We start from the raw sequence: 23,280 nt of genomic DNA on the forward strand, positions 1-23,280 counted from the left end.
CCTGCAGACCGTCTAATTGACTGTTTCTATCGCATAAACACGCTGTACCACCGGCAAAGGGCCGATATAATGCGGCCCTTTGCCGTCGCTCCGTCTGATGATGTTGCGCACTGGCCTTTGGCCGCAGCCTCCGTGGAAGAACCTAATGAAAAGCGCAGAAATCCGTGAAGCCTTCCTTCGCTTCTTCGAAGAACAAGGCCACACCCGTGTAGCCTCCAGCTCCTTGATCCCAGGCAATGACCCAACCCTGCTGTTCACCAACGCGGGGATGAACCAGTTCAAGGACTGCTTCCTGGGCCAGGAAAAGCGCGCCTACACCCGCGCCACCAGCAGCCAGAAGTGCGTACGCGCCGGCGGCAAGAACAGTGACCTGGAAAACGTGGGTTACACCGCGCGCCACCACACGTTCTTCGAAATGCTCGGTAACTTCAGCTTCGGCGACTATTTCAAGAAAGATGCGATTACCTTTGCCTGGACCTTCCTGACCGGCGTGTTGAAGCTGCCGAAGGAAAAACTCTGGGTCACCGTCTACGCCACCGACGACGAAGCGTATGACATCTGGACCCAGCAAATCGGTGTGCCGGCCGAGCGCATGATCCGCATCGGCGACAACAAGGGCGCGCCTTACGCCTCCGATAACTTCTGGACCATGGGCGATACCGGCCCGTGTGGCCCATGCACCGAGATTTTCTACGATCACGGCGCCGACATCTGGGGCGGCCCGCCGGGCTCGCCGGAAGAAGACGGCGACCGTTACATCGAGATCTGGAACAACGTGTTCATGCAGTTCAACCGCACCGCCGATGGCGTGTTGCATCCGCTGCCGGCGCCGTCGGTGGACACCGGCATGGGCCTGGAGCGGATCAGTGCGGTGATGCAGCACGTTCACTCCAACTACGAAATCGACCTGTTCACCAACTTGCTGAGCGCCTCGGCTGCGGCGATTGGCTGCGCCAACGAAGGCCAGTCTTCGCTCAAGGTGGTGTCGGACCACATTCGTTCCTGCGGCTTCCTGATCGCCGACGGCGTGCTGCCGTCGAACGAAGGCCGTGGCTATGTGCTGCGCCGTATCATCCGTCGCGCCTGCCGTCACGGTAACAAGCTGGGCGCCACCGGCAGCTTCTTCTACAAAATCGTTGCCGCACTGGTGGCCGAGATGGGCGAAGCCTTCCCGGAGCTCAAGCAGCAGCAAGCCAACATCGAGCGCGTGCTCAAGGCTGAAGAAGAGCAGTTCTCCAAGACCCTGGAACACGGCCTGAAGATCCTCGAACAGGACCTGGCTGAGCTCAAAGGCAGCGTGGTGCCGGGCGACGTGGTGTTCAAGCTGTACGACACCTACGGTTTCCCGATGGACCTGACTGCCGACATCGCCCGTGAGCGCGAGCTGACCGTCGATGAAGCCGGTTTTGAGCGTGAGATGGAAGCCCAGCGCGTGCGTGCCCGTTCCGCCAGCTCGTTTGGCCTGGACTACAACACTCTGGTCAAGGTTGATGTGCCGACCGAGTTCATCGGCTACAAGGCGACCGTTGGCTCGGCCAAAATCGTGGCCATTTACAAAGACGGCAAATCCGTCGATGTGTTGAGCGAAGGCGACGAGGCCGTTGTGGTCCTGGACCAGACGCCGTTCTACGCCGAGTCCGGTGGCCAGATTGGCGACTGTGGTTTCCTCAGCTCGACCTCCGGGCGTTTTGAGGTGCGTGACACCACCAAGACCGGCGGCGCGTTCCTGCACCACGGCGTGCTGGTGCTGGGCAACCTGACGGTCGGCGCACCGGTAGACACTCAAGTGGATGCCGACGTACGGCATGCAACTGCTTTGAACCACTCGGCCACTCACCTGCTGCACGCCGCGTTGCGTCAAGTATTGGGTGAACATGTGCAGCAGAAAGGTTCGTTGGTTAACAGTCAGCGCCTGCGCTTCGACTTCAGCCACTTTGAAGCGATCAAGCCTGAGCAATTGAAGGCCCTGGAAGACATCGTCAACGCCGAGATTCGCAAGAACACCCCGGTGGAGACTGAAGAAACCGACATCGAGACCGCCAGGAATAAAGGCGCTATGGCGCTGTTTGGCGAGAAGTACGGCGACCAGGTTCGCGTGCTGAGCATGGGCGGCAGCTTCTCGGTGGAGCTGTGTGGCGGTATCCACGCCAACCGCACCGGCGACATCGGCCTGCTGAAAATCATCAGCGAAGGCGGTGTGGCTTCCGGTGTACGTCGTATTGAAGCGGTGACCGGCGCTGCGGCCCTGGCCTACCTTAATGCGGCTGAAGAACAACTCAAGGAAGCGGCGGGCCTGGTCAAGGGCAGCCGTGACAACCTGATCGACAAGCTGTCCGCCGTTCTGGAGCGCAACCGCGCGCTGGAGAAACAGCTGGAGCAGTTGCAGGCCAAGGCAGCCAGTGCGGCGGGCGACGATCTGTCGGCCGGCGCGCTGGACGTCAAGGGTGTGAAAGTCCTGGCGGTGCGCCTGGACGGTCAGGACGGCAAGGCGTTGTTGGCCTTGGTCGATCAGTTGAAGAACAAACTCGGCCGCGCAGTGATCCTGCTCGGCGGTGTCCATGAGGAAAAGGTCGTTCTGGTTGCCGGTGTAACCAAGGACCTGACTGGCCAACTCAAGGCCGGTGATTTGATGAAGCAAGCCGCCGCGGCAGTGGGCGGGAAGGGCGGTGGTCGTCCGGACATGGCGCAAGGCGGTGGTATAGACGCTGGCGCTCTGGACGCGGCACTGGCCCTGACCGTGCCGTTTGTCGAGGCAGGCATTTAAGGCGCTGTTAATGAGCCCATGGTCTAGTCATGGGCTCGCTCGGTTGCTTGAATTCGTTTATTGGGCGCCCCTTTACGGGCTGAGGCGGCTTAGAAATGGCTTTGATCGTACAGAAATTTGGAGGCACCTCGGTCGGCTCTGTTGAAAGAATCGAGCAGGTCGCTGACAAGGTTAAGAAATTCCGCGATGCCGGCGACGACCTGGTGGTGGTGCTGTCGGCCATGAGCGGCGAGACCAATCGCCTGATCGATCTGGCCAAGGCAATCAGCGGCGATCAACAACCGCTGCCGCGTGAGCTGGATGTGATCATCTCCACGGGCGAGCAGGTGACGATCGCCTTGCTGGCCATGGCGCTGAACAAACGTGGTGTGCCAGCGGTGTCCTACACTGGCAGTCAGGTGCGCATCCTCACCGACAGCGCGCACACCAAGGCGCGCATCCTGCAAATTGATGATCAGAAAATTCGTACTGATCTCAAAGCCGGGCGCGTGGTAGTTGTAGCAGGGTTCCAGGGTGTGGACGAACACGGCAACATCACCACACTGGGGCGCGGCGGTTCGGACACGACCGGCGTGGCACTGGCTGCGGCTCTGAAGGCCGATGAATGCCAGATCTACACCGATGTGGATGGCGTTTACACCACTGACCCGCGCGTTGTTTCCGTGGCTCAGCGCCTGGAAAAGATCACCTTCGAAGAGATGCTGGAAATGGCCAGCCTCGGTTCCAAGGTGTTGCAGATTCGCGCGGTGGAGTTTGCCGGCAAGTACAACGTTCCGCTGCGCGTATTGCACAGCTTCAAAGAGGGTCCGGGCACCCTTATTACTATTGATGAAGAGGAATCCATGGAACAGCCGATCATTTCCGGCATCGCTTTCAACCGCGATGAAGCCAAGCTGACGATCCGTGGCGTGCCGGATACTCCGGGCGTGGCGTTCAAGATCCTTGGTCCTATCAGTAGCGCCAATATTGAAGTCGACATGATCGTGCAGAACGTTTCGCACGATAACACCACCGATTTCACCTTCACCGTGCACCGCAACGAGTACGATGCGGCTGAGAAAATTCTGCAGAACACTGCGAGCGAGATTGGCGCCCGTGAAGTGGTCGGCGATACCAAGATTGCCAAGGTGTCGATCGTGGGTGTGGGCATGCGTTCCCATGCCGGCGTTGCCAGTCGCATGTTTGAAGCTCTGGCCAAGGAAAGCATCAACATCCAGATGATCTCCACCTCGGAAATCAAAGTCTCGGTGGTGATCGGAGAGAAGTACCTGGAGCTGGCTGTGCGTGCGCTGCACACCGCTTTTGAGCTGGACGCACCGGCCCGACAGGGCGAGTGATGCAATGCCAGGAAGGCGCGGTTTACCGCGCCTTTCATTTTTTTGTGGGGCGCATGTTGTTTTGCGTGGGCTCGACAATACTTAGGCAGTAGGACTATGGCTTTTGGTCGTAGGTCGAAGGCCTTTTTTTGCAGACTGTGGTTCCTGAACTGTATTGCGTGAGGTGAAAGGTATGCTGATTCTGACTCGTCGTTGCGCAGAAAGCCTGATTATCGGTGATGGCGAAATCACCGTGACCGTGCTCGGCGTCAAAGGCAATCAAGTGCGTATCGGGGTTAACGCTCCGAAAGAGGTAGCGGTCCACCGCGAGGAAATTTACCTGCGGATCAAGAAAGAGAAGGACGAAGAACCAAGCCTTTAATTTTTATCGTTTTTTATGTTTGCAAACGGGGATGAACGTGGTTAATATACGCCCCGTGTTGCGGAGAGCTGGCCGAGTGGCCGAAGGCGCTCCCCTGCTAAGGGAGTACACCTCAAAAGGGTGTCGGGGGTTCGAATCCCCCGTTCTCCGCCATTATTTGCTTAGTACGTTGCAATCTGGTTTTTTCGCTAAGTTGTTGAAAATTAACGAAAAAATAGCTTTACATAGAGATTGAACGGCCTATAATGCGCGGCAACAAATGCACTCGTAGCTCAGCTGGATAGAGTACTCGGCTACGAACCGAGCGGTCACAGGTTCGAATCCTGTCGAGTGCACCATTTAAGAGTCAGTTGCAGTAATGCAGGTGATTCGGCTTCAACCAGTTGTGATCTGGTCTAAAAACACACTCTGCACTCGTAGCTCAGCTGGATAGAGTACTCGGCTACGAACCGAGCGGTCACAGGTTCGAATCCTGTCGAGTGCACCATACAAACAAAAAGCCCGCCTAGTGCGGGCTTTTTGCCGTCTGGGGTTTGTGTAGGATTTCGGCTTTTTCCTGGCCTCGATGTGTTTTCCTCATCCGCTGCGTCGTCGCAGTTCATAGATGCAGCCGCTGCTCAGCTTTGGCTCGCAAGCGCTTGTTCTTTCCAGTTTTTTAGCGTTAAAAGCGCACGCAGCGTGTATCATTGCGCCCGTCAGCCCCGCCGGGGCTTGTGGAATACCTCCATGGACTTGCCCAGTAGTTACTTAGTACCCCGTTTTTCCAATCATGAATTGACTGATTGATCCTTCCGGCGTACCCGCTGCTGGGAGTGGAGTTCGCCTATGACCGAAGTAGAAGTAAAGAAAACACAAGAAAGCCTGCAGGATCGTCTGGCTCAAGTCATCGAGCTGCTGCAGCGCCAGCGCGTGGTCGAAGACCTCACGCATCGCCAGGAAGGTCCGAATCACGACCGCGTCGAAAACCTGGTTCACCGGCAAAACCTCGTCGAGTTGCAGCGCAAGCTTGATGACCTGCACTCCGCCGACGTCGCTTACATTCTTGAAGCCTTGCCACTGGATGATCGACTGACCCTTTGGCAGTTGGTCAAGGCTGACCGCGACGGCGACATTCTCCTCGAAGTATCCGACTCGGTCCGAGAAACCCTGATCGCCGACATGGACGATCACGAGCTCTTGGCTGCTGCCAGGGAGATGGACGCCGACGAACTGGCTGACCTGGCCCCTGAGCTGCCCCGTGATGTTGTCCATGAGCTGATGGAGGCCCTCGATAGCCAGCAGCGTGAGCGTGTGCGCTCCGCGCTGTCCTATGACGAGGATCAGGTCGGCGCACTGATGGACTTCGAGATGGTCACCATCCGCGAAGACGTCAGCCTGGAAGTGGTATTGCGTTACCTGCGTCGCCTCAAAGAGCTGCCTGGGCACACCGACAAGCTGTTTGTTGTCGACTACGAAGGCATTCTCAAGGGCGTGTTGCCGATCAAGCGTCTGCTGGTCAACGACCCGGACAAGCGCGTTGCGGACCTGATGGCCAGCGACACGGTGAGCTTTCATCCGGACGAGGATGCCTACGACGCCGCTCAGGCGTTCGAGCGTTATGACTTGATCTCGGCGCCGGTGGTCGACAAGAACGGCAAGCTTATTGGCCGTTTGACCATCGATGAAATGGTCGACCTGATTCGTGAAGAGAGTGAAACCGAAGTCCTCAACATGGCCGGTCTGCGTGAAGAGGAAGATATTTTTGCGTCGGTATGGCGCTCATTGCGTAACCGTTGGGCCTGGCTGGCCGTCAACCTGATTACCGCATTCATCGCGTCGCGGGTCATCGGGCTATTCGAGGGCTCGATCGAGAAATTGGTGGCGCTCGCGGCATTGATGCCGATTGTGGCCGGTATCGGTGGCAACTCCGGTAACCAGACGATCACCATGATTGTGCGTGCCATGGCACTCGATCAGGTCAGTACCGCTAATTCCTCGCGACTCATGCGCAAGGAGCTGGCGGTCGCGCTGATCAATGGCGTGGTCTGGGGCGGGGTAATCGGTGTGGTCGCCTATTTGCTCTATGGCAGTTGGTCGCTGGGGGTGGTGATGACAGCCGCCATGACTCTTAACCTGTTGCTTGCGGCGCTGATGGGGGTGTTGATCCCCATGACCCTGGCGCGCCTTGGTCGCGACCCGGCCATGGGCGCCAGTGTGATGATTACCGCCATGACTGACAGCGGCGGCTTCTTCATCTTCCTGGGTCTGGCAACCATCTTCCTGCTCTGACCTGGTGGGAGCGGGCAAGCCCGCTCCCACACCCGCCCGTCCTGGGCAACGCTTGAATTCCGCGCAAAAAAAAGCCAGCACATGGCTGGCTTCGGCTTTCAGTTGCAGATCAATTGGCTTCTGCGGCCGCCTCGACGTCGTGCGCGATAAGCGAGACGAGGGCATTTTGCTGACGGTGGGAGAGCTGACGAAAACGCTGCAGCAGTTCGCGTTCGTGCAGCGACAGCTCAGGGCTGTCCAGGCGCATGCTTAACTCTTCGCCCAACGCACCTTCCTGAATGAGGCTCTGCTCCAGGCGCGCGATGATTTCGGAGTTCATGCTGCGGTGATGATTGCGAGCCACCTCGGCAATGCGTTCCCGCATTCCGTCTGGCAGACGTACGACGAACTTGTCAGCCGTACGGCTGGAATAAATTGCCTGTTTCAATGGGCGCATATATTTAACCGGTTAGTTCAGGGGAGCGGTTTTTGGAATTGGCCGCAAGGATGAGTGTTAAGACAAGGCTCACGACCAAAGTTCAACCCTAATTGCAAAGAGGACGCATCATGCCTCAGATTTGACAGTTACTTGGCGTCAATTCTGTGACAAATATTGAACTGCCTAAAGGCTTTATGCCAGCACTCATTTGCATTTTTGCGGACTGGTTTGAAAATATTTTACGGGCAGTCACCCGAACGTGATTTTCGGGCAAATCCAGGCCACATCGGGGTTAAAGGCCGCACATCGTAGCGCAATGTGGCATTTTGCCCCTGATCTTTAGACTAGTGGCAATTTGCCGATTTACGAGTGCGAGGCGACATAAGGTAGGGCGGGAGGAGGGGGTTCAGCGTAGAACCGGGTCGAATTTAATGCGGCGACCCATGATGAGGGTGAGCAGCAGAAGGCTTGCAGAGATCCCTGAAACCACAAACGCCGTGGTTTGCCCGGCTTGCGCACTGGTGTTCATCCCTGCGACGCCGGAAGCGATTGTCAGGCATAAAAAGAAACAAGCGGATTTGGACATGAGCAATTCCTTAGAACACCCAGTGTTCGGAAGCAGGCGCAGTTTGCGCACCTTGAGTCAGGCGTACCGGCGATTGCGCATTTGGCGTCATTACCGCCAATTGCGGACGTTGTTGCAAATGGTGCGGTACCGCCTGGCTGATCTGTGCAGGGTCATCGCTGCCGGTCGATTGAAAATGAAACGTGACGAGTGCAGCCAGGGCAATAGCGTTAAGCGCTAACAAAAGGGCACTGTTCATGGTTATGTTCTCCGCTTAACGCCGTGGCTTGTCTGGTTTGTAGGAGAAGTATTGCAGGTCTCGTGCCAATCTATTTGTTCAATAAAATCAATGCCTTAAGTCTACTTCAAAGCCCTGAAAGGTTGCAATTTGCAATGCTGGCATTTTGGGGGAGTGCAATTTGCACGATGGCCTCCAACCCCCGTATTTGCGGGATGCGGCAGGGGTTGCTCAAACAAGGATCGGCCTACACTCAAAAAGCCAACGGACGACATGACAAAACCGACCCTGGCCGTTAACATGCACGCCGTCTGTCGCCGCGCCCTTGGCGCCATGGCTGTCATTTGTCCCAGTAGCTCAATTGGATAGAGCATCCCCCTCCTAAGGGGAAGGTTGGCCGTTCGAACCGGCCCTGGGACACCAGATTCAAAGCCCCGCTCAGGATGTTCCGGCGGGGCTTTTTTGTGGCTGTCTTTTAAACACCGGTCGAACCTTGCCGATGATCGAGGTTCTCAGCAGGGGCGGCGGGTTTTTATCGCAATCGGTGTACCTCGCAGGTGGCCAGACAGCGTCTGAGCACGTAAGCAAAATATTCCCCCGGAAACAGTGCGTACCGCCTGTCCGGAACCGGCAACCCGGGGCTATCATTTGATAGCCCTGTCTCTCACTGCAAGGAGCCGCTCGGAACGCCGATGCGCCAAATCTGGAAACCTTTTCGAGCCCTTTATTTCGCCTCCTTGATGATGCTGATCGGCTCTGGCCTGCTCAGTACCTACCTGGCTTTGCGCCTGGCGGCCGACCATGTCGACAGCCTGTGGGTGGGTGCGCTGATGGCGGCCAACTACTTTGGCCTGGTGCTGGGCGGCAAGATCGGGCATCGCCTGATTGCCCGGGTGGGGCATATCCGGGCTTACGCCACCTGCGCCGGGATCGTCGGTGCGGCGGTGTTGGGCCATGGGCTGATCAACTGGCTGCCAGCCTGGATCGTGCTGCGGATAATCGTCGGCCTGGGGATGATGTGCCAGTACATGGTCATCGAAAGCTGGCTCAATGAGCAGGCGGAAGCCAAGCAGCGTGGTGTGGTGTTCAGCGGCTACATGATTGCGTCTTACCTGGGGCTGGTGCTGGGTCAACTGATCCTGGTTATGCACCCAGAGCTGGGCCTTGAACTGCTTATGCTGGTCGCATTGTGCTTTGCCCTGTGCCTGGTGCCGGTGGCGATGACCCGACGTATTCACCCGGCACCTTTGCACCCGGCGCCGATGGAGCCGCGCTTCTTTATAAAGCGCGTGCCGCAGTCGTTGAGCACGGTGTTGGGCGCGGGTGTGATCGTTGGTTCGTTCTACGGCTTGGCGCCGTTGTATGCATCCCAACAAGGGCTGACCACTGAGCAGGTCGGCCTGTTCATGGGCTGCTGTATTTTTGCCGGTTTGCTGGTGCAGTGGCCTTTGGGCTGGCTGTCGGACCGTTACGACCGTGCCCTGTTGATTCGCTGTTTTGCCTTGTGCCTGGCAGTGGCCGCATTGCCCCTGGCGATCATGACGCACGTGCCGTTGGAAGTGCTGTTCGTGGCTGGCTTCCTGTGTTCGCTGGTGCAGTTCTGCCTGTACCCATTGGCGGTCGCATTTTCCAACGACCATGTGGAAGGTGATCGCCGAGTGTCGCTGACGGCCATGCTGCTGGTGACGTACGGCGTGGGTGCGAGCATCGGCCCGCTGTTGGCGGGTGTGGCGATGAAGCTGTTCGGCAGCCATATGCTCTATGCGTTTTTCAGCCTGTGTGCGGCCATTCTCGTGTGGCGCATTCGGCCGAAGGCGGTGACCAACCTGCATCAGGTGGACGACGCGCCGTTGCACCACGTGGCGATGCCCGACAGCATGTCCAGCTCGCCATTGGTGGCTTGCCTCGACCCGCGCGTCGACGAGGCGGTCGTGCAGGAACAAATGCAGGATCCTGTCCCGGACCCGGTGCCTGAAACCGATCCGCCGTCACCGGCAGACGATGAGCCACCTTTCGAAGGGCCGCCTGAGCCTTTGGGGCCAGACGAACATCCTCACGACTTGAGCAGGGCGCGCCCCTGAATGCAAAAACGGGCAGACCCCATCAGGGTCTGCCCGTTTTTTTTGACGCGAGCTTTCAGGCTTAAAAATCGTCGTCCTTGTCGAAGCGCCGCGCTTCACGTTGCAGCTGGTACACAAAACGTTCCACTTGGCGCTGCACCAGGCCGCTCATGTTGTGGAAGCGCACACCGGCAAACGTCGTGTTGATCTTGTCTTCGAAGTGCAGGTAACGCAGTTCGACGGAGGTGGTCATGCTGCCGAAGGGCAGGGCCGCGATGAAACGGTCGTAGACCTGGCCCAGTTGCAGGCGCTCGGAGATGTCGCCTTCAAAACGCAATTTGCAGCCGGTGGCGGAAATATCCAGCAGCTTGCCGCTGACCGGTGCCTTAAGCTTCTCGCCGCCCAGCTCGATGCCGACCAGTTGCGCCAGCTTCAGCGCTGCGCGAAAGGCATTGCGACGCTGATGGTAGACCACCTCGCCGGGCATGCTGCCGGTGTAGATGCGGTGGCCGTCCTTTTCGCTGATGGTCAGGGTGCCGTTGCTTTCCCAGGCGATTCGCACGCCATCATGGAACCCTTCGATACGGAACGGTTCGCCACTCTCAAGGTGGCGTTCACCATCACGCGGGACCATTTCGTCCAGTGCCAGCGTCTTGCTGTCGCGGTCAACGTCCACCAAGTAGCTTTGAAAGCGCTGGCTGCGTTCGTGGAAAGTGATGATCAAGGGATCATGGCTTTCTTGCAGCATCCGCAATGTGCCGGCGATTTCCAGGGGAGTGGAGAGTACTTTGGGTGGCTGCGGGGCATCTTCCGCATTAAGGGCGTTGAACACGGTTCTTCCATCTCCAGACAAAATACGACTACACGCAAGAACCGGCATTTTGCCAGTATGTAGCGCGCCTTGGATAGGTGCGCGGTAAACCGGCGTCAGGCTTGGCTGCGGGTACTTGGCTTGACCAGGCGCGACGTGGAGCCTTGGGCGTTGTAAAGGGCCGGAGGCTCTCCGCCGTGGAGTATACGTAACTGGTTGGCGGTCGTGGCTTGCTGCAGCTGGATCGACTGGCCGTTAAGCAGGTTGGCTTCCTGGCACTGTGCGAGCAAAGAGTTGAGTGCGGTGCTTTGTGTCAGCAGTTGATCGCCGACCGAGGAGTGGCTGGCCAGTTGAGCGAGGCCGCCGTGATCGGCCGGCAGGCCGAGGCTGATGAGAATCTCACTGCGCTTTTTGCCGTGCTGCTCCAGCAACACAATCAGCGACTGTTTGCGCGCCAGGATTTCTTCCAGCAAGCGCATGTCCCGACCATAGAGGGCCAGGGATTCTTCTTTGAGCAGCTCGAGCAACTGTTGCGTCGGCGCCAGATCATCAATGATCAGTTGGAGCAAATGTTCGTCGTGGTGCATGGCTGGCCTTGGGTTTTAAGCGTCCAAAAGCCCTGCGCAGGCCTTTGCCTAGCGCTCGGCTTCGAAGTTAAGCAGCTTGCTAGCTACACGGTTGCTGTCGACTTTATAGCTGCCATCGGCGACGGCCTGTTTCAACTCGGCCACACGGGCTTTGTTGACAACCGGTTGGTCGCGCAGCGAGTCAGTGACCTTCTGCAACTGTTGAGCCTCATTGCTCAGGTGTACGGATTCCCCACTCTGACTGGCGCTGGCCTGTTCTGGCTTGGCTGCAGCAGCTGGCTGGGACTTGGCGTCTACGCCGTCCTTGGCCCCGCTGGTGCGGGTGTTGCCGGGCAAAGCCGGGGAGTTATTCAAACGACTGAAATCGATGACCATGATAAAAAACCTCTGGGTATATGGACGCTTGCCATGTTTTCGGCCATACCCGGACAAACTTTAGGCTCGAATTACAATAAATCTGCACGTGCGGATGTCTGGCGCACAGTGTAGAAAAAGCCGGCGTCCTCTGCCAGTAAACTATAAAGCGACCTCAACCTGGCCCGGTGCAGTTACTTGCGCCTTGATCACACGGTTGGAGTTGAGATTTTTCACCCTGATCTGTTCGCTCATGCCGCCGTTGGACAGTGCTTCACCCGGCATCTTTACGCTCAACCCGCCGCTGCTGGCGGAAATCACCACCTGATCGCCCTTGCGTATCACCTCGGCCTGTTCAAGATGAACCAGGGTAATGACTTGGTCGGTGACCATTGGTCGGGTAAGTTTCTGCCCGATCGCCTGGTCCAGTGAGGTGAGATAACCCTGATTGATCAGGCTGATGTCGCGTTCACGCAGGGCCACATCCTCGAAACCAATGATGCCGGTACGTTTCAAGGGCCGTGTCACCACAACCACATCGCGGAACAGCTTGACCTGCGCCGGCACGAAGACGGTCCATGGCGAGGCGCCTTCGCAGCGTACTTTTACGGTAACGCGGCCGATGGGCTGGGCGGGGCTTTCCAGCGACGCTGTCAATTCCTTGTCGCACATGGGCATGCGCAAGCGCGGGTCTAATTGGTTGACCTGGATTTCATATCGTCCAGGCGTCTGTGTGGTTGCCAGATAATCTTCTACAGTGAACTCAAGAAAGCCTTGAGTGACGCCGATAAGGAGATCAGGCAAGGTGACGTTGTTTGCTCGGGCCGTGGCGCCCAGGCCCAAGGCAAGCAATGCCATCGAGACGCAGAGTAATCTGCGGTATCTCGGGAAATGAAGGCGTCGGGAAACTGTCGTTTTAATATCCATAGCCAATAAATAGCAAAGCTCGTGCCGTTTAGTGTTGGGTATGCGTCGTACCCCCAAAGGTTTTAGCGTAGGAGTCTGGGCATGGCAGGTGTAATGGATTCAGTAAACCAGCGCACACAGCTGGTAGGGCAGAACCGCCTGGAGTTGCTGCTGTTTCGTTTGGACGGCAAACAGCTGTATGGCATCAATGTGTTCAAGGTGCGGGAAGTGTTGCAGTGTCCCAAGCTGACTATCATGCCCAAATCCAGCCCCGTGGTGTGCGGCGTGGCGAATATTCGCGGCGCGACTATCCCGATTCTTGACTTGGCCCTGGCCACCGGTGCCGCAGGTCTGCAGGACCGCCAGAACCCGTTTGTGATCATCACCGAGTACAACACCAAGACTCAGGGTTTTCTGGTGCGCTCGGTAGAACGCATCGTCAACATGAATTGGGAAGAGATCCATCCGCCGCCCAAGGGCACCGGGCGCGACCACTACCTCACGGCGGTGACGCGGGTCGATAACCAGTTGGTCGAAATCATCGACGTGGAGAAAATCCTCGCTGAAGTGGCGCCTACTTCGGAAACCATCTCGGTGGGCGTGGTCGATGCCGACACGGCGCACAAGGCGATCTCCCTGCGTGTATTGACCGTGGACGATTCCTCGGTGGCGCGCAAGCAGGTGACCCGTTGTCTGCAAACCGTCGGCGTAGACGTGGTGGCCCTCAATGACGGTCGCCAAGCCCTGGATTACCTGCGCAAGCTGGTGGACGAGGGCAAAAAGCCGGAAGAAGAATTTCTGATGATGATTTCCGACATCGAGATGCCGGAAATGGACGGCTACACTCTGACGGCCGAGATACGCAACGATCCACGCATGCAAAAATTGCATATCATCCTGCATACTTCGTTGTCGGGTGTATTCAATCAGGCAATGGTCAAGAAGGTCGGCGCTGACGACTTCCTGGCCAAATTCCGTCCTGATGACCTGGCATCCCGGGTAGTCGACCGGATCAAGGCAGCAGATCACGGCTAGGGGCGTTTCCCCTGGCGGTCACACGATTTAAGAGGCGGTATCTTTGTCTACGGGTAATTTGGATTTCGAACAGTTCCGGGTCTTCCTGGAAAAAGCCTGTGGCATATTGCTTGGGGAAAACAAGCAGTACCTGGTATCCAGCCGTCTCAACAAAATGATGGAACAGCAGGGTATCAAGTCTCTGGGCGAGTTGGTGCAGCGTATCCAGGGCCAGCCGCGCAGCGGGCTAAAGGAAATGGTGGTCGATGCCATGACCACCAACGAAACCTTGTGGTTTCGCGACACCTACCCGTTCGAAGTGCTCAAGAACAAAGTGCTGCCCGAGGCGATCAAGGCCGCGCCGGGCCAGCGCCTGCGTATCTGGTCGGCGGCCTGTTCGTCGGGGCAGGAGCCGTATTCGATCTCGATGTCCATCGACGAGTTCGAGCGGACCAATATGGGCCAGTTGAAGGCGGGTGCGCAAATTGTCGCCACTGACTTGTCTGGCACCATGCTCACCAATTGCAAAACCGGCGAGTACGACAGCCTGGCCCTGGGCCGCGGTTTGTCTCCTGAACGTCTGCAACGCTTCTTCGACCCCAAAGGGGCGGGGCGCTGGGCAATCAAAGCGCCGATCAAGAACCGGGTGGAATTTCGCTCGTTCAACCTGCTCGACAGCTACGCCAGCCTCGGCAAGTTCGACATGGTGTTTTGCCGCAACGTACTGATTTACTTCTCGGCCGAAGTGAAGAAAGACATCCTGCTGCGTATTCACGGCACGCTCAAACGTGGCGGCTACCTGTTTCTCGGTGCTTCCGAAGCATTGAATGGGCTGCCGGATCACTACCAGATGGTGCAATGCAGCCCGGGTATTATTTACCAGGCCAAGTGATAGTCGCTTGAACTGAAAACGGGAGCCCCGCAAGGGGCTCCCGTTTTTTATGCGTGTCAGTAATCGGCGTGGCCTCGTCAGCCGTGCTCAGGGCAGTTCTGCCATTCGGATATTGTCCAGGAACAGGCGATGAGGAATCCCGGTGGGCACCGACCCATTGAAGATACCCAGATACATGGCGCCTGTCCGGTCCGCGACGAACTTTCCTGTGCCCAATAAGGTGAGGCCTGGGGTGACCGCTGCAGTGGGACCGATACTTGCGCCATTTATCGTCATATGCAGGCGTGACCCGTCGGTGGCAGGCAGGTCTGTGCTCGCCGTATAGCTGCAATCGTAAGTGCGCCCTGAGACCACTTGCACCGAGCGGGTAATGATATGGGAGCCGCCCGGCTGGCTGTTGGTCAACTCAGCAAACACGCGTCCGTTGCTGATCTTCACCGCCCCGCCGATGTACCTACCCTGAGCTACCCAGTCTTGAAGGGTGCCATCGCTGAAATCCCATAATGTGCCAGGCGTTGGCACCACAACAACGCCCTGATTAATCGTGACAGTGGCATTCGGCGACGAGGAGCTGACCTTTTGGCGCGTGATGCGCAGTTGCAATTGCACTGCCTTTCCCGAGTTGGCCAGAACAAACTTTTTTGGGATAAACAGTTGGAGTGAGGAGCTGTCTGCGGCCACTTCAAAGCTTTGGTTGAACTGGCCACCCGTGATGCCCGTTACGGTGCTGCTCATGACCGCCACTACAAAGTCCTCCTTCAGGAGGGGAGTATTCGACGTCAGTTCCACAAAGTCGCCCGGCTCCTGGCTCGTGTTGAAGTTAGGAGTGGGCGTTGCCGAGTCTTGTTTTGCAAATCTCAGAGCTTGGACGGTGATCATGATTAGCCTCTACCTGGCGCATGGGGATGTCTGCCCAATAGGCATCCAGTTGCGTACTCGTCGCAACTGTCAGAATTGACAGTGCGGACGGGCGGTCATCGTCCTGAGCCTTCTCCGGCCTTTGCGGTAAAGCGGCAATCACCGTTGCCGCTTTACTGGCGCCACGCGGAAGCGCATTGCCGCTTTTCTGGCATTGCCACCGCCGAACTCCCCGCAACCCCTTGAGTTACGGGCCTTCGCAAAGCTGGCATGCGCCTTGCTATGACCTTGTTACGAAAAGCAGGTCAGCCTAAAGGTTTCCGCCATGAGCATCAGCTTCGATAAAGCGCTCGGTATCCACGAACAAGCACTGGGCTTTCGCGCCCAGCGTGCCGAAGTACTGGCCAACAACATTGCCAACGCCGACACCCCGAACTACAAGGCTCGGGATCTGGACTTCTCCGCCGTGCTTGCCGCACAGCAGGACAAGACCAAAAACGGCACCTTCGCCTTGAACATGACCAACAACCGTCATATCGAAGCGCAGGGCCTGAGCAGTGGTGACGAGTCGCTGATGTATCGCACCCCGATGCAGCCATCGATCGACCAGAACACCGTCGACGCCCAGCTGGAGCAATCGGCCTACGCCGAGAACTCGGTGAACTTCCAGGCCAGCTTTACCCTGCTCAACAGCAAATTCAAAGGGCTGATGTCAGCCCTGCGCGGAGAGTAAATCATGTCCCTAGCCAGTGTTTTCAATATTGCCGGCAGTGGCATGAGCGCGCAGACCACGCGCTTGAACACCGTCGCCAGTAACATCGCCAACGCCGAGACCGTGTCTTCGAGCATTGACCAGACGTACCGCGCTCGGCACCCGGTGTTTGCCACCATGTTCCAGGGCGGCCAGAGCGGCGGCAGCGATTCGCTGTTCCAGAATCAGGACGCCGCAGGCCAGGGCGTGCAGGTGCTCGGCGTGGTTGAAGACCAGAGCAACCTCGAAGCCCGCTACGAGCCAAACCACCCGGCGGCGAACGAAAAAGGCTACGTGTATTACCCCAACGTCAACGTGGTTGAGGAAATGGCTGACATGATCTCCGCCAGCCGCTCGTTCCAGACAAACGCGGAAATGATGAACACCGCCAAAACCATGATGCAGAAGGTCCTGACCCTGGGTCAGTGATAAGGGGCGCCAAATAATGGCCATTGTTGATACCACTTCTACCAACACCGCGGTCCAGAACCTTTTCAACACCAAGGTCAAAGACAGTACGGCCAACGTATCGACCATTGCTGATGCCGCCACCGGCAACCAGGCGATGGGCAAGGATGCGTTCTTGCAACTGCTGGTGACCCAGTTGAAAAACCAGGACCCGCTGTCGCCTCAGGACAACGGTGCATTCGTGGCCCAGTTGGCCCAGTTCAGTAGCCTTGAGGGCATCAATAACCTCAACGATACCGTCAAGGCCATCTCCACCAACGCGACGTCTTCGCAAGCCCTGCAAGCGTCGTCGTTGGTCGGTCGCTCGGTGATCACACAGACCGACAAGACCGTGGTTGACACCAGCAAGAGCATGACCGGCTCCGTGACAGTGCCATCGGCGGTGGGCAACGTCTCCGTCAAGATCACCGACAAGGATGGCAATACCGTGCGCACCGTCGATATGGGCGAGCAGAGCGCCGGTAACGCCAGCTTTATCTGGGACGGCAAGAACAGCAGTGGTGAGGTGGCCCCAGCCGGCACCTACACCTTCACGGCCACCACCAAGAATGATGCGGGTGATTCAGTGGCCCTCGCCACGTCTCTGCCGGCGACAGTCGTCAGTGTCACGCTGAGCCAGACGGGCGGCGAAATGCTGCTCAACCTGGCCGGCGGCACCAGCATCAAGCAGTCGCAAATTCAGACTATCGGTACATAGAGCCGGCTAACTACGGCAGAAGGAGAGAAACATGTCTTTTAACATCGGCCTTAGCGGCCTCTATGCGGCCAACAAACAACTGGACGTGACCGGCAACAACATTGCCAACGTTGCGACCACGGGTTTCAAGTCGTCCCGTGCGGAGTTCTCGGACATCTACGCGGCGTCCAGGCTCGGCACCGGCCAGAACAGTGTCGGCAGCGGTGTGAACCTGGCGGCAGTGTCCCAGCAGTTCACCCAGGGTGACGTCAACAACACCGGCGGTATCCTGGACCTGGCGATCCAGGGCGGCGGTTTCTTCGTACAGAAGGGCAGTGACGGTTCGCTGGAGTACACCCGCAGCGGTGCGTTCCGTTCGGACAAGGACGGCTACATCACCAACAACACGGGCACCTCGCGCCTGCAAGGCTATGGCGCGGATGCTGACGGTAATATCGTCAAGGGCCAGTTGACCGACCTGCAACTGAACCTGTCGAACCTGCCGCCCAAGGCGTCCACCAAAGTGGATTCCACCAGTAACCTGAACTCGTCGTCGCCGGTAATCGATCAGACAGCCAAGCCGTTTAATCCAACCGACTCCACCACCTTCACCACCCAATACAACACCACCTTGTACGACAGCCAGGGTAACGCCCACCCGATGGTGCAGTACCTGGTAAAAACCGATTCCAATACCTGGAAATCCTACACCCAGATTGATGGCCGTAACCCTGACGGTACAGCCTCTACAGGCACCGGCTCCACGCCGCCAGTGGCGTCGACCTTGAGCTTTGACGGCGCCGGCAAACTCACTGGGATCATCACCGGCGGCACGTCCAGCACCACGCTGACCATTGCCGACTGGACCCCAGGCACCGTGACCGATGGCGTATGGAAGCCGAACGGCGCGACGGCCAACCCGGCCGGTATCGCGATCAACATGGCTAACATCACCCAGTACAACTCGGCCACCTACCGCAATCCGCCTGTCACCGACGGTTATGCCACCGGCCAGATCACCGGCCTGAACATCGATGGCAACGGCGTGCTGTTCGCTACTTTCAGCAACCAGCAGAGCAAGGCCATCGGTCAGATCTCCCTGGCCAGCTTCAACAACGAGCAAGGCCTGCAGCCTGCGGGCGGCACGGCCTGGAAGGAAACCTTCGCGTCGGGCCAGCCGGGTTATGACGCCCCGCAAGCCGGTACGCTGGGGTCGATCGTGTCCAACTCCCTGGAGAACTCCAACGTCAACCTGACCAATGAGCTGGTAGACCTGATAAAGGCCCAGAGCAACTACCAGGCGAACGCCAAGACCATCTCCACCCAGAGCACCATCATGCAGACCATCATTCAGATGACGTGATGGTTCGTTGCTCTACAAGAAGCCCCTCGCATGAGGGGTTTTTTTTGCCTGCGGGAAAAGTACCCGCGTTGCGCACTGTCGCGAGCTGACATGCGCGGTATGGAACTGCCTACAGCCGCTTCACCACTGAACGTGTCAGAGCCACCGTGGCTCACCAATCAATGGGGAGGGCTGAACATGTCGAATTCAGGGGTTTCAGGGCTGGGCAACAGGCACGCACATTTTGCGCCGCACGCTGGGCGAATGGAGCCGGCCCCTGCCGCGCCCGGTGCTGATGTTGCGGCGGTCAAGCAACTGCTTAATCAGCTCTTTGAGGCATCGCAAACGTCCAAGACCCAAACAGCTCAGAATTTGCGCAACCAACTGAATGAACACCGGCAGAAACTCGGTGACGGCTCATTCAAGAACGTCCTGAACACGCTGATTGAAACGCTGGACGCCTACATCCAGTTTCAGAAGTTTGTCAGTCAGTTCATGAAGGCGTTGTTCCCGGACGCCGATAACCCGGCGCCGACTCTGCCTGGCCCGCCGGGTGGCGGTCGTCCTGGTCATCATGTACACCGCCGCCCCCAGCCGAGCAGGCAAGACATGAGTCATAAGGCGCTCACCCAGGGGGCTGGCTACTTTGATTACAAGCCAGACAAAAGTGAGCCCGGTAAGAAACCGGGCACCGGCAACGAGGCCGGCAATATCTGGAGCGGCTTCCAGCAGGGCCCGGACGGCAATTGCGTCACTGTGTCAGCGATAAAAGCGGCCATGATGAAATTTGGCCAAAAACCTACGGATATTTTCAGGGACGTACGAGCCACGGGCGATGGTTATACCGTGCAGATGCGGGACGGGTTCCAACTCCACCTGAACAAGGGCGAATTGAAGCAGGCGGCGGAGCAGGCTCGCTTCAAGGGGAATGACGCGGCCATGATGACCGATGCCAACTTCCTGTTTGCTGCAAGTGCCAAGCGTGCGCAAATGGAAAACAACGACGGGTATGCCGGCAGAAGTTTTGCCGCGGCGTTACACAGCCTCAATGACGGTGAGGACGGTCAAGAGGGCCTGATGCGCCTGGGCCTGCGCGACCACATTCGACATTCCAGCGCAGCGGCGTTGGCGGCGGGGCAGATCGGTGTTGTCACCCACGGCATCAGAACCCCGGACGGAAAGTTCGTCGGTCATTCCCTGGCAGTGATTAACGGTCGTGAGGAGGTGTGGGGTAAACGCGGGGGGCAACCACCGGGTAACGCTAACGCATTTGCCCTGGTTTGATCGCTGAGTAGGCCTGGGGTGCGCATTCGCGTTCTTCCAGGCAAACCTGTGTGACAGTGCGCCGCCAAACAAAAAACCCGATAAACCCAACTGCATCCAGGGTTAATCGGGTTTTTAATTACGGGCGTTCAAGCCCGGGACCGGCTCAGCTTATTGGCAAGCTTCGCAATCCGGCTCGTCAATCGCGCAAGCCTTTGGCACTGGGGCCGGGCCGGCAGGTGCTGCGAGAACCGAATCATCACCATGGTTGCCGCCGCTGGAAACAGCGTTCAGCTTGCCGGTGTTGATGGTCGATTTCTCGGTGCTGGTCGCAGCCAGGGCACGGAGGTAGTAAGTGGTTTTCAGGCCACGGTACCACGCCATGCGGTAGGTCACGTCGAGCTTCTTGCCCGAAGCGCCGGCGATGTAGAGGTTCAGCGACTGGGCCTGGTCGATCCACTTCTGACGACGGCTGGCGGCGTCAACGATCCACTTGGTATCCACTTCGAAGGCCGTTGCGTAGAGCTCTTTGAGTTCTTGCGGGATGCGTTCGATCTGCTGCACGGAACCGTCGTAGTACTTCAGGTCGTTGATCATGACCGAGTCCCACAGGCCGCGGGCTTTCAGGTCGCGAACCAGGTACGGGTTGATTACGGTGAATTCGCCCGACAGGTTCGATTTCACATACAGGTTCTGATAGGTCGGTTCGATCGACTGCGACACGCCGGTAATGTTGGCGATGGTGGCGGTCGGTGCGATGGCCATGATGTTGGAGTTACGAATGCCTTTCTGCACACGGGCACGTACCGGCGCCCAGTCCAGGGATTCGTTCAGGTCAACGTCGATGTACTTCTGGCCACGTTGCTCGATCAGGATCTGTTGCGAATCCAGCGGCAGGATGCCTTTGGACCACAGCGAACCCTGGAACGTCTCGTAGGCGCCGCGCTCGTCGGCCAGGTCGCAGGAAGCCTGGATAGCGTAGTAGCTGACCGCTTCCATCGACTTGTCGGCGAACTCGACCGCAGCATCCGAACCGTACGGAATGTGCTGCAGGTACAAAGCGTCCTGGAAGCCCATGATGCCCAGGCCAACCGGGCGGTGCTTGAAGTTGGAGTTCTGCGCCTGTGGCACCGAGTAGTAGTTGATGTCGATCACGTTATCGAGCATGCGCACGGCGGTGTTCACGGTGCGTTCCAGCTTGGCGGTGTCCAGCTTGCCGTTGACGATGTGGTTCGGCAGGTTGATCGAGCCCAGGTTGCAAACGGCGATTTCGTCCTTGTTGGTGTTCAAGGTGATCTCGGTGCACAGGTTCGAGCTGTGGACCACGCCCACGTGCTGCTGCGGGCTGCGCAGGTTGCACGGGTCTTTGAAGGTCAGCCATGGGTGGCCGGTTTCAAACAGCATGGAGAGCATTTTGCGCCACAGGTCTTTGGCCTGGATGGTCTTGAACAGCTTGATCTTGCCCGGGTACTGAGACAGCGCTTCGTAGTACTCGTAACGCTCTTCGAAGGCCTTGCCGGTCAGGTCGTGCAGGTCCGGCACTTCGGAAGGCGAGAACAGGGTCCACTGGCCGTCATCGAAGACGCGCTTCATGAACAGGTCAGGGATCCAGTTGGCGGTGTTCATGTCGTGGGTACGACGACGGTCATCACCGGTGTTCTTGCGCAGCTCGATGAACTCTTCGATGTCCATGTGCCAGGTTTCCAGGTAGGCACACACAGCGCCTTTGCGCTTGCCACCCTGGTTAACGGCTACAGCGGTGTCGTTCACCACTTTCAGGAACGGAACAACGCCTTGCGACTTGCCGTTGGTGCCTTTGATGTACGAACCCAGTGCGCGCACCGGGGTCCAGTCGTTACCCAGGCCGCCGGCAAATTTGGACAACATGGCGTTGTCGTGAATCGCGTGGTAGATGCCCGACAGGTCATCCGGAACGGTAGTCAGGTAGCAGCTCGACAGCTGTGGACGCAGGGTGCCGGCGTTGAACAGGGTCGGGGTCGACGACATGTAGTCGAAGGACGACAACAGGTTGTAGAACTCGATCGCACGGTCTTCCTTGTGCTTCTCTTCAATCGCCAGGCCCATGGCCACGCGCATGAAGAACACTTGCGGCAGTTCGAAGCGGATACCGTCCTTGTGGATGAAGTAACGGTCGTACAGGGTTTGCAGGCCCAGGTAAGTGAACTGCTGGTCGCGCTCGTGGTTGATCGCCTTGCCGAGTTTTTCCAGGTCAAAGGTGGCCAGGATCGGGTTCAGCAATTCGAATTCGATACCCTTGGCGATGTAGGCCGGCAGGGCCTTGGCGTACAGGTCAGCCATTTCGTGGTGGGTCGCGCTGTCGGCGACGCCCAGGAAGCCCAGGCCTTCGGCACGCAGGGTGTCCATCAGCAGGCGCGCGGTCACGAACGAGTAGTTCGGCTCACGTTCAACCAGAGTACGGGCGGTCATCACCAGGGCGGTGTTGACGTCGGTCAGGGCCACGCCGTCGTACAGGTTCTTCAGGGTTTCGCGCTGGATCAGGTCACCATCGACTTCTTCCAGGCCTTCGCAGGCCTCGGTGATGATGGTGTTCAGGCGGCCCAGGTCCAGCGGTGCAAACGTACCGTCGGCCAGGGTGATGCGGATCGACGGGTGAGCTTGAACGGCGGCTTCGTCGGCCGGGGCGCGCACGGCACGTTCCTTGGCGCGCGAGTCGCGGTAGATCACGTAGTCGCGGGCCACTTTCTGCTCGCCGGCACGCATCAGGGCCAGTTCAACCTGGTCCTGGATTTCTTCGATGTGGATGGTGCCGCCCGAAGGCATGCGACGCTTGAAAGTCGCGGAGACTTGTTCGGTCAGGCGGGCAACGGTGTCGTGGATGCGCGACGAGGCAGCAGCGGTGCCGCCTTCAACTGCAAGAAACGCTTTGGTGATAGCGACGGTGATTTTGTCGTCGGTGTAAGGAACGACAGTGCCGTTACGCTTGATCACGCGCAATTGGCCAGGTGCGGTGGCGGACAGATCCAGGTTCGAATCAGCGGCCTGCGGCACGGAGCCCTGCGGGTTCTCGCGAGTTGTGTCGGTTTGCATGGGGGGTTGTCTCCACATTCTATATTTATTTGGGCACCATCACGGTGCCCACCGTTCCGTCCTGAAGCACTTACAGCAGGCCTGGGGCCTGGCATAACAACTTCGGGACAGGAGGAAGGGAGCTCATCGCGCCGCTTCCATGCCGAAGTCTTCGGTGTGGGGGCAAAAATGCCCTTCGCCGTATTCCTGATGGGTGACAGTTACCTGATACAAGCACTGCAACACCCGTACCGTTTTGCGCCTTTGGGCTGGAAAACGGTTGCCATCCGCTTGAGCGG

The 23,280-nt window shown here is 58.1% G+C and carries 21 protein-coding genes and 4 tRNA genes; 16 read left to right on the forward strand and 9 right to left on the reverse strand.

Going from position 1 to position 23,280, the window contains the following annotated elements:
* Positions 1–145 precede the first annotated feature (145 nt).
* The 7 genes from alaS to mgtE all read left to right on the forward strand — a co-directional run bounded on the left by alaS (position 146) and on the right by mgtE (position 6,730).
* Positions 146–2,764 carry an alanine--tRNA ligase gene (alaS, locus tag ACP7A2_RS19690; protein WP_426135555.1) on the forward strand — a complete coding sequence of 873 codons (2,619 nt, stop codon included), beginning with the start codon at positions 146–148 and terminating at the stop codon, positions 2,762–2,764.
* Positions 2,765–2,859: 95 nt separating this feature from the next.
* A complete protein-coding gene (locus ACP7A2_RS19695) occupies positions 2,860–4,101 on the forward strand; it encodes an aspartate kinase (RefSeq protein ID WP_426135556.1) in 1,242 nt (413 codons plus the stop codon).
* 172 nt (positions 4,102–4,273) lie between these two features.
* Positions 4,274–4,462: a carbon storage regulator CsrA gene (gene csrA / locus ACP7A2_RS19700; RefSeq protein ID WP_003175645.1), complete on the forward strand. Its 189-nt coding sequence runs from the start codon at positions 4,274–4,276 to the stop codon at positions 4,460–4,462.
* Positions 4,463–4,524: 62 nt separating this feature from the next.
* Positions 4,525–4,615, forward strand: a tRNA-Ser gene (locus tag ACP7A2_RS19705).
* Between the two features lie 108 nt (positions 4,616–4,723).
* Positions 4,724–4,800, forward strand: a tRNA-Arg gene (locus ACP7A2_RS19710).
* A 72-nt stretch (positions 4,801–4,872) separates the two neighbouring features.
* Positions 4,873–4,949, forward strand: a tRNA-Arg gene (locus ACP7A2_RS19715).
* 338 nt (positions 4,950–5,287) lie between these two features.
* Entirely contained in the window at positions 5,288–6,730 is a 1,443-nt protein-coding gene (mgtE, locus tag ACP7A2_RS19720; protein ID WP_375068041.1) for a magnesium transporter, read from the forward strand.
* A 109-nt stretch (positions 6,731–6,839) separates the two neighbouring features.
* Here the strand turns inward: mgtE and ACP7A2_RS19725 are convergent, their stop codons facing one another.
* From ACP7A2_RS19725 to ACP7A2_RS19735, 3 genes are all read right to left on the reverse strand, one after another.
* The gene (locus tag ACP7A2_RS19725) at positions 6,840–7,166 is read right to left on the reverse strand and encodes an Arc family DNA-binding protein (RefSeq protein WP_003193592.1); all 327 of its coding nucleotides are present in this window, start codon (positions 7,164–7,166) and stop codon (positions 6,840–6,842) included.
* A 388-nt stretch (positions 7,167–7,554) separates the two neighbouring features.
* Entirely contained in the window at positions 7,555–7,734 is a 180-nt protein-coding gene (locus ACP7A2_RS19730) for a PA3371 family protein (protein WP_426135557.1), read from the reverse strand.
* A 10-nt stretch (positions 7,735–7,744) separates the two neighbouring features.
* On the reverse strand, positions 7,745–7,972 hold the full coding sequence (locus ACP7A2_RS19735; protein ID WP_348057211.1) for a hypothetical protein: 228 nt from the start codon (positions 7,970–7,972) through the stop codon (positions 7,745–7,747).
* A gap of 325 nt (positions 7,973–8,297) precedes the next feature.
* Here ACP7A2_RS19735 and ACP7A2_RS19740 point away from each other — a divergent pair.
* Positions 8,298–8,374: transfer RNA gene (locus tag ACP7A2_RS19740), tRNA-Arg, on the forward strand.
* Positions 8,375–8,643: 269 nt separating this feature from the next.
* A complete protein-coding gene (locus ACP7A2_RS19745; RefSeq protein ID WP_426135558.1) occupies positions 8,644–10,032 on the forward strand; it encodes an MFS transporter in 1,389 nt (462 codons plus the stop codon).
* A 61-nt stretch (positions 10,033–10,093) separates the two neighbouring features.
* Here ACP7A2_RS19745 and ACP7A2_RS19750 read toward each other — a convergent pair whose 3' ends face one another.
* The 4 genes from ACP7A2_RS19750 to flgA all read right to left on the reverse strand — a co-directional run bounded on the left by ACP7A2_RS19750 (position 10,094) and on the right by flgA (position 12,690).
* Positions 10,094–10,843, reverse strand: a complete 750-nt coding sequence (locus tag ACP7A2_RS19750; RefSeq protein ID WP_426135559.1) for a flagellar brake protein — start codon at positions 10,841–10,843, stop codon at positions 10,094–10,096.
* 95 nt (positions 10,844–10,938) lie between these two features.
* Complete coding sequence (locus ACP7A2_RS19755; protein ID WP_426135560.1) at positions 10,939–11,409, reverse strand: flagellar protein FlgN; 471 nt, start codon at positions 11,407–11,409, stop codon at positions 10,939–10,941.
* 48 nt (positions 11,410–11,457) lie between these two features.
* The gene (gene flgM / locus ACP7A2_RS19760) at positions 11,458–11,784 is read right to left on the reverse strand and encodes a flagellar biosynthesis anti-sigma factor FlgM (RefSeq protein ID WP_426135561.1); all 327 of its coding nucleotides are present in this window, start codon (positions 11,782–11,784) and stop codon (positions 11,458–11,460) included.
* A 141-nt stretch (positions 11,785–11,925) separates the two neighbouring features.
* Positions 11,926–12,690: a flagellar basal body P-ring formation chaperone FlgA gene (gene flgA, locus ACP7A2_RS19765; RefSeq protein WP_426135562.1), complete on the reverse strand. Its 765-nt coding sequence runs from the start codon at positions 12,688–12,690 to the stop codon at positions 11,926–11,928.
* An 81-nt stretch (positions 12,691–12,771) separates the two neighbouring features.
* Here flgA and ACP7A2_RS19770 point away from each other — a divergent pair, with 81 nt between their 5' ends.
* Positions 12,772–13,704, forward strand: coding sequence for a chemotaxis protein CheV (locus ACP7A2_RS19770; RefSeq protein ID WP_348057221.1), 933 nt, complete (start codon positions 12,772–12,774; stop codon positions 13,702–13,704).
* Positions 13,705–13,747: 43 nt separating this feature from the next.
* Entirely contained in the window at positions 13,748–14,575 is an 828-nt protein-coding gene (cheR, locus tag ACP7A2_RS19775) for a protein-glutamate O-methyltransferase CheR (protein ID WP_348057223.1), read from the forward strand.
* Positions 14,576–14,662: 87 nt separating this feature from the next.
* Here the strand turns inward: cheR and ACP7A2_RS19780 are convergent, their stop codons facing one another.
* Positions 14,663–15,454: a hypothetical protein gene (locus ACP7A2_RS19780; protein ID WP_426135563.1), complete on the reverse strand. Its 792-nt coding sequence runs from the start codon at positions 15,452–15,454 to the stop codon at positions 14,663–14,665.
* A 304-nt stretch (positions 15,455–15,758) separates the two neighbouring features.
* On the opposite strand from ACP7A2_RS19780, the gene flgB reads away from it, so the two are divergent.
* The 5 genes from flgB to ACP7A2_RS19805 all read left to right on the forward strand — a co-directional run bounded on the left by flgB (position 15,759) and on the right by ACP7A2_RS19805 (position 19,954).
* Positions 15,759–16,166: a flagellar basal body rod protein FlgB gene (flgB, locus tag ACP7A2_RS19785; protein ID WP_375068032.1), complete on the forward strand. Its 408-nt coding sequence runs from the start codon at positions 15,759–15,761 to the stop codon at positions 16,164–16,166.
* 3 nt (positions 16,167–16,169) lie between these two features.
* Complete coding sequence (gene flgC, locus ACP7A2_RS19790; protein ID WP_016973698.1) at positions 16,170–16,613, forward strand: flagellar basal body rod protein FlgC; 444 nt, start codon at positions 16,170–16,172, stop codon at positions 16,611–16,613.
* A gap of 16 nt (positions 16,614–16,629) precedes the next feature.
* The gene (gene flgD / locus ACP7A2_RS19795) at positions 16,630–17,349 is read left to right on the forward strand and encodes a flagellar hook assembly protein FlgD (RefSeq protein WP_426135564.1); all 720 of its coding nucleotides are present in this window, start codon (positions 16,630–16,632) and stop codon (positions 17,347–17,349) included.
* Between the two features lie 31 nt (positions 17,350–17,380).
* Entirely contained in the window at positions 17,381–18,691 is a 1,311-nt protein-coding gene (gene flgE / locus ACP7A2_RS19800; protein ID WP_426135565.1) for a flagellar hook protein FlgE, read from the forward strand.
* A gap of 90 nt (positions 18,692–18,781) precedes the next feature.
* A complete protein-coding gene (locus ACP7A2_RS19805) occupies positions 18,782–19,954 on the forward strand; it encodes a hypothetical protein (RefSeq protein ID WP_426135566.1) in 1,173 nt (390 codons plus the stop codon).
* Between the two features lie 150 nt (positions 19,955–20,104).
* On the opposite strand, the gene ACP7A2_RS19810 is transcribed toward ACP7A2_RS19805, so the two are convergent.
* Entirely contained in the window at positions 20,105–23,002 is a 2,898-nt protein-coding gene (locus ACP7A2_RS19810; RefSeq protein WP_375068027.1) for a ribonucleoside-diphosphate reductase subunit alpha, read from the reverse strand.
* Between the last annotated feature and the right edge of the window lie 278 nt (positions 23,003–23,280).

Source organism: Pseudomonas sp. PWP3-1b2, from assembly GCF_049896045.1.
Classification (GTDB): domain Bacteria; phylum Pseudomonadota; class Gammaproteobacteria; order Pseudomonadales; family Pseudomonadaceae; genus Aquipseudomonas; species Aquipseudomonas antarctica_B.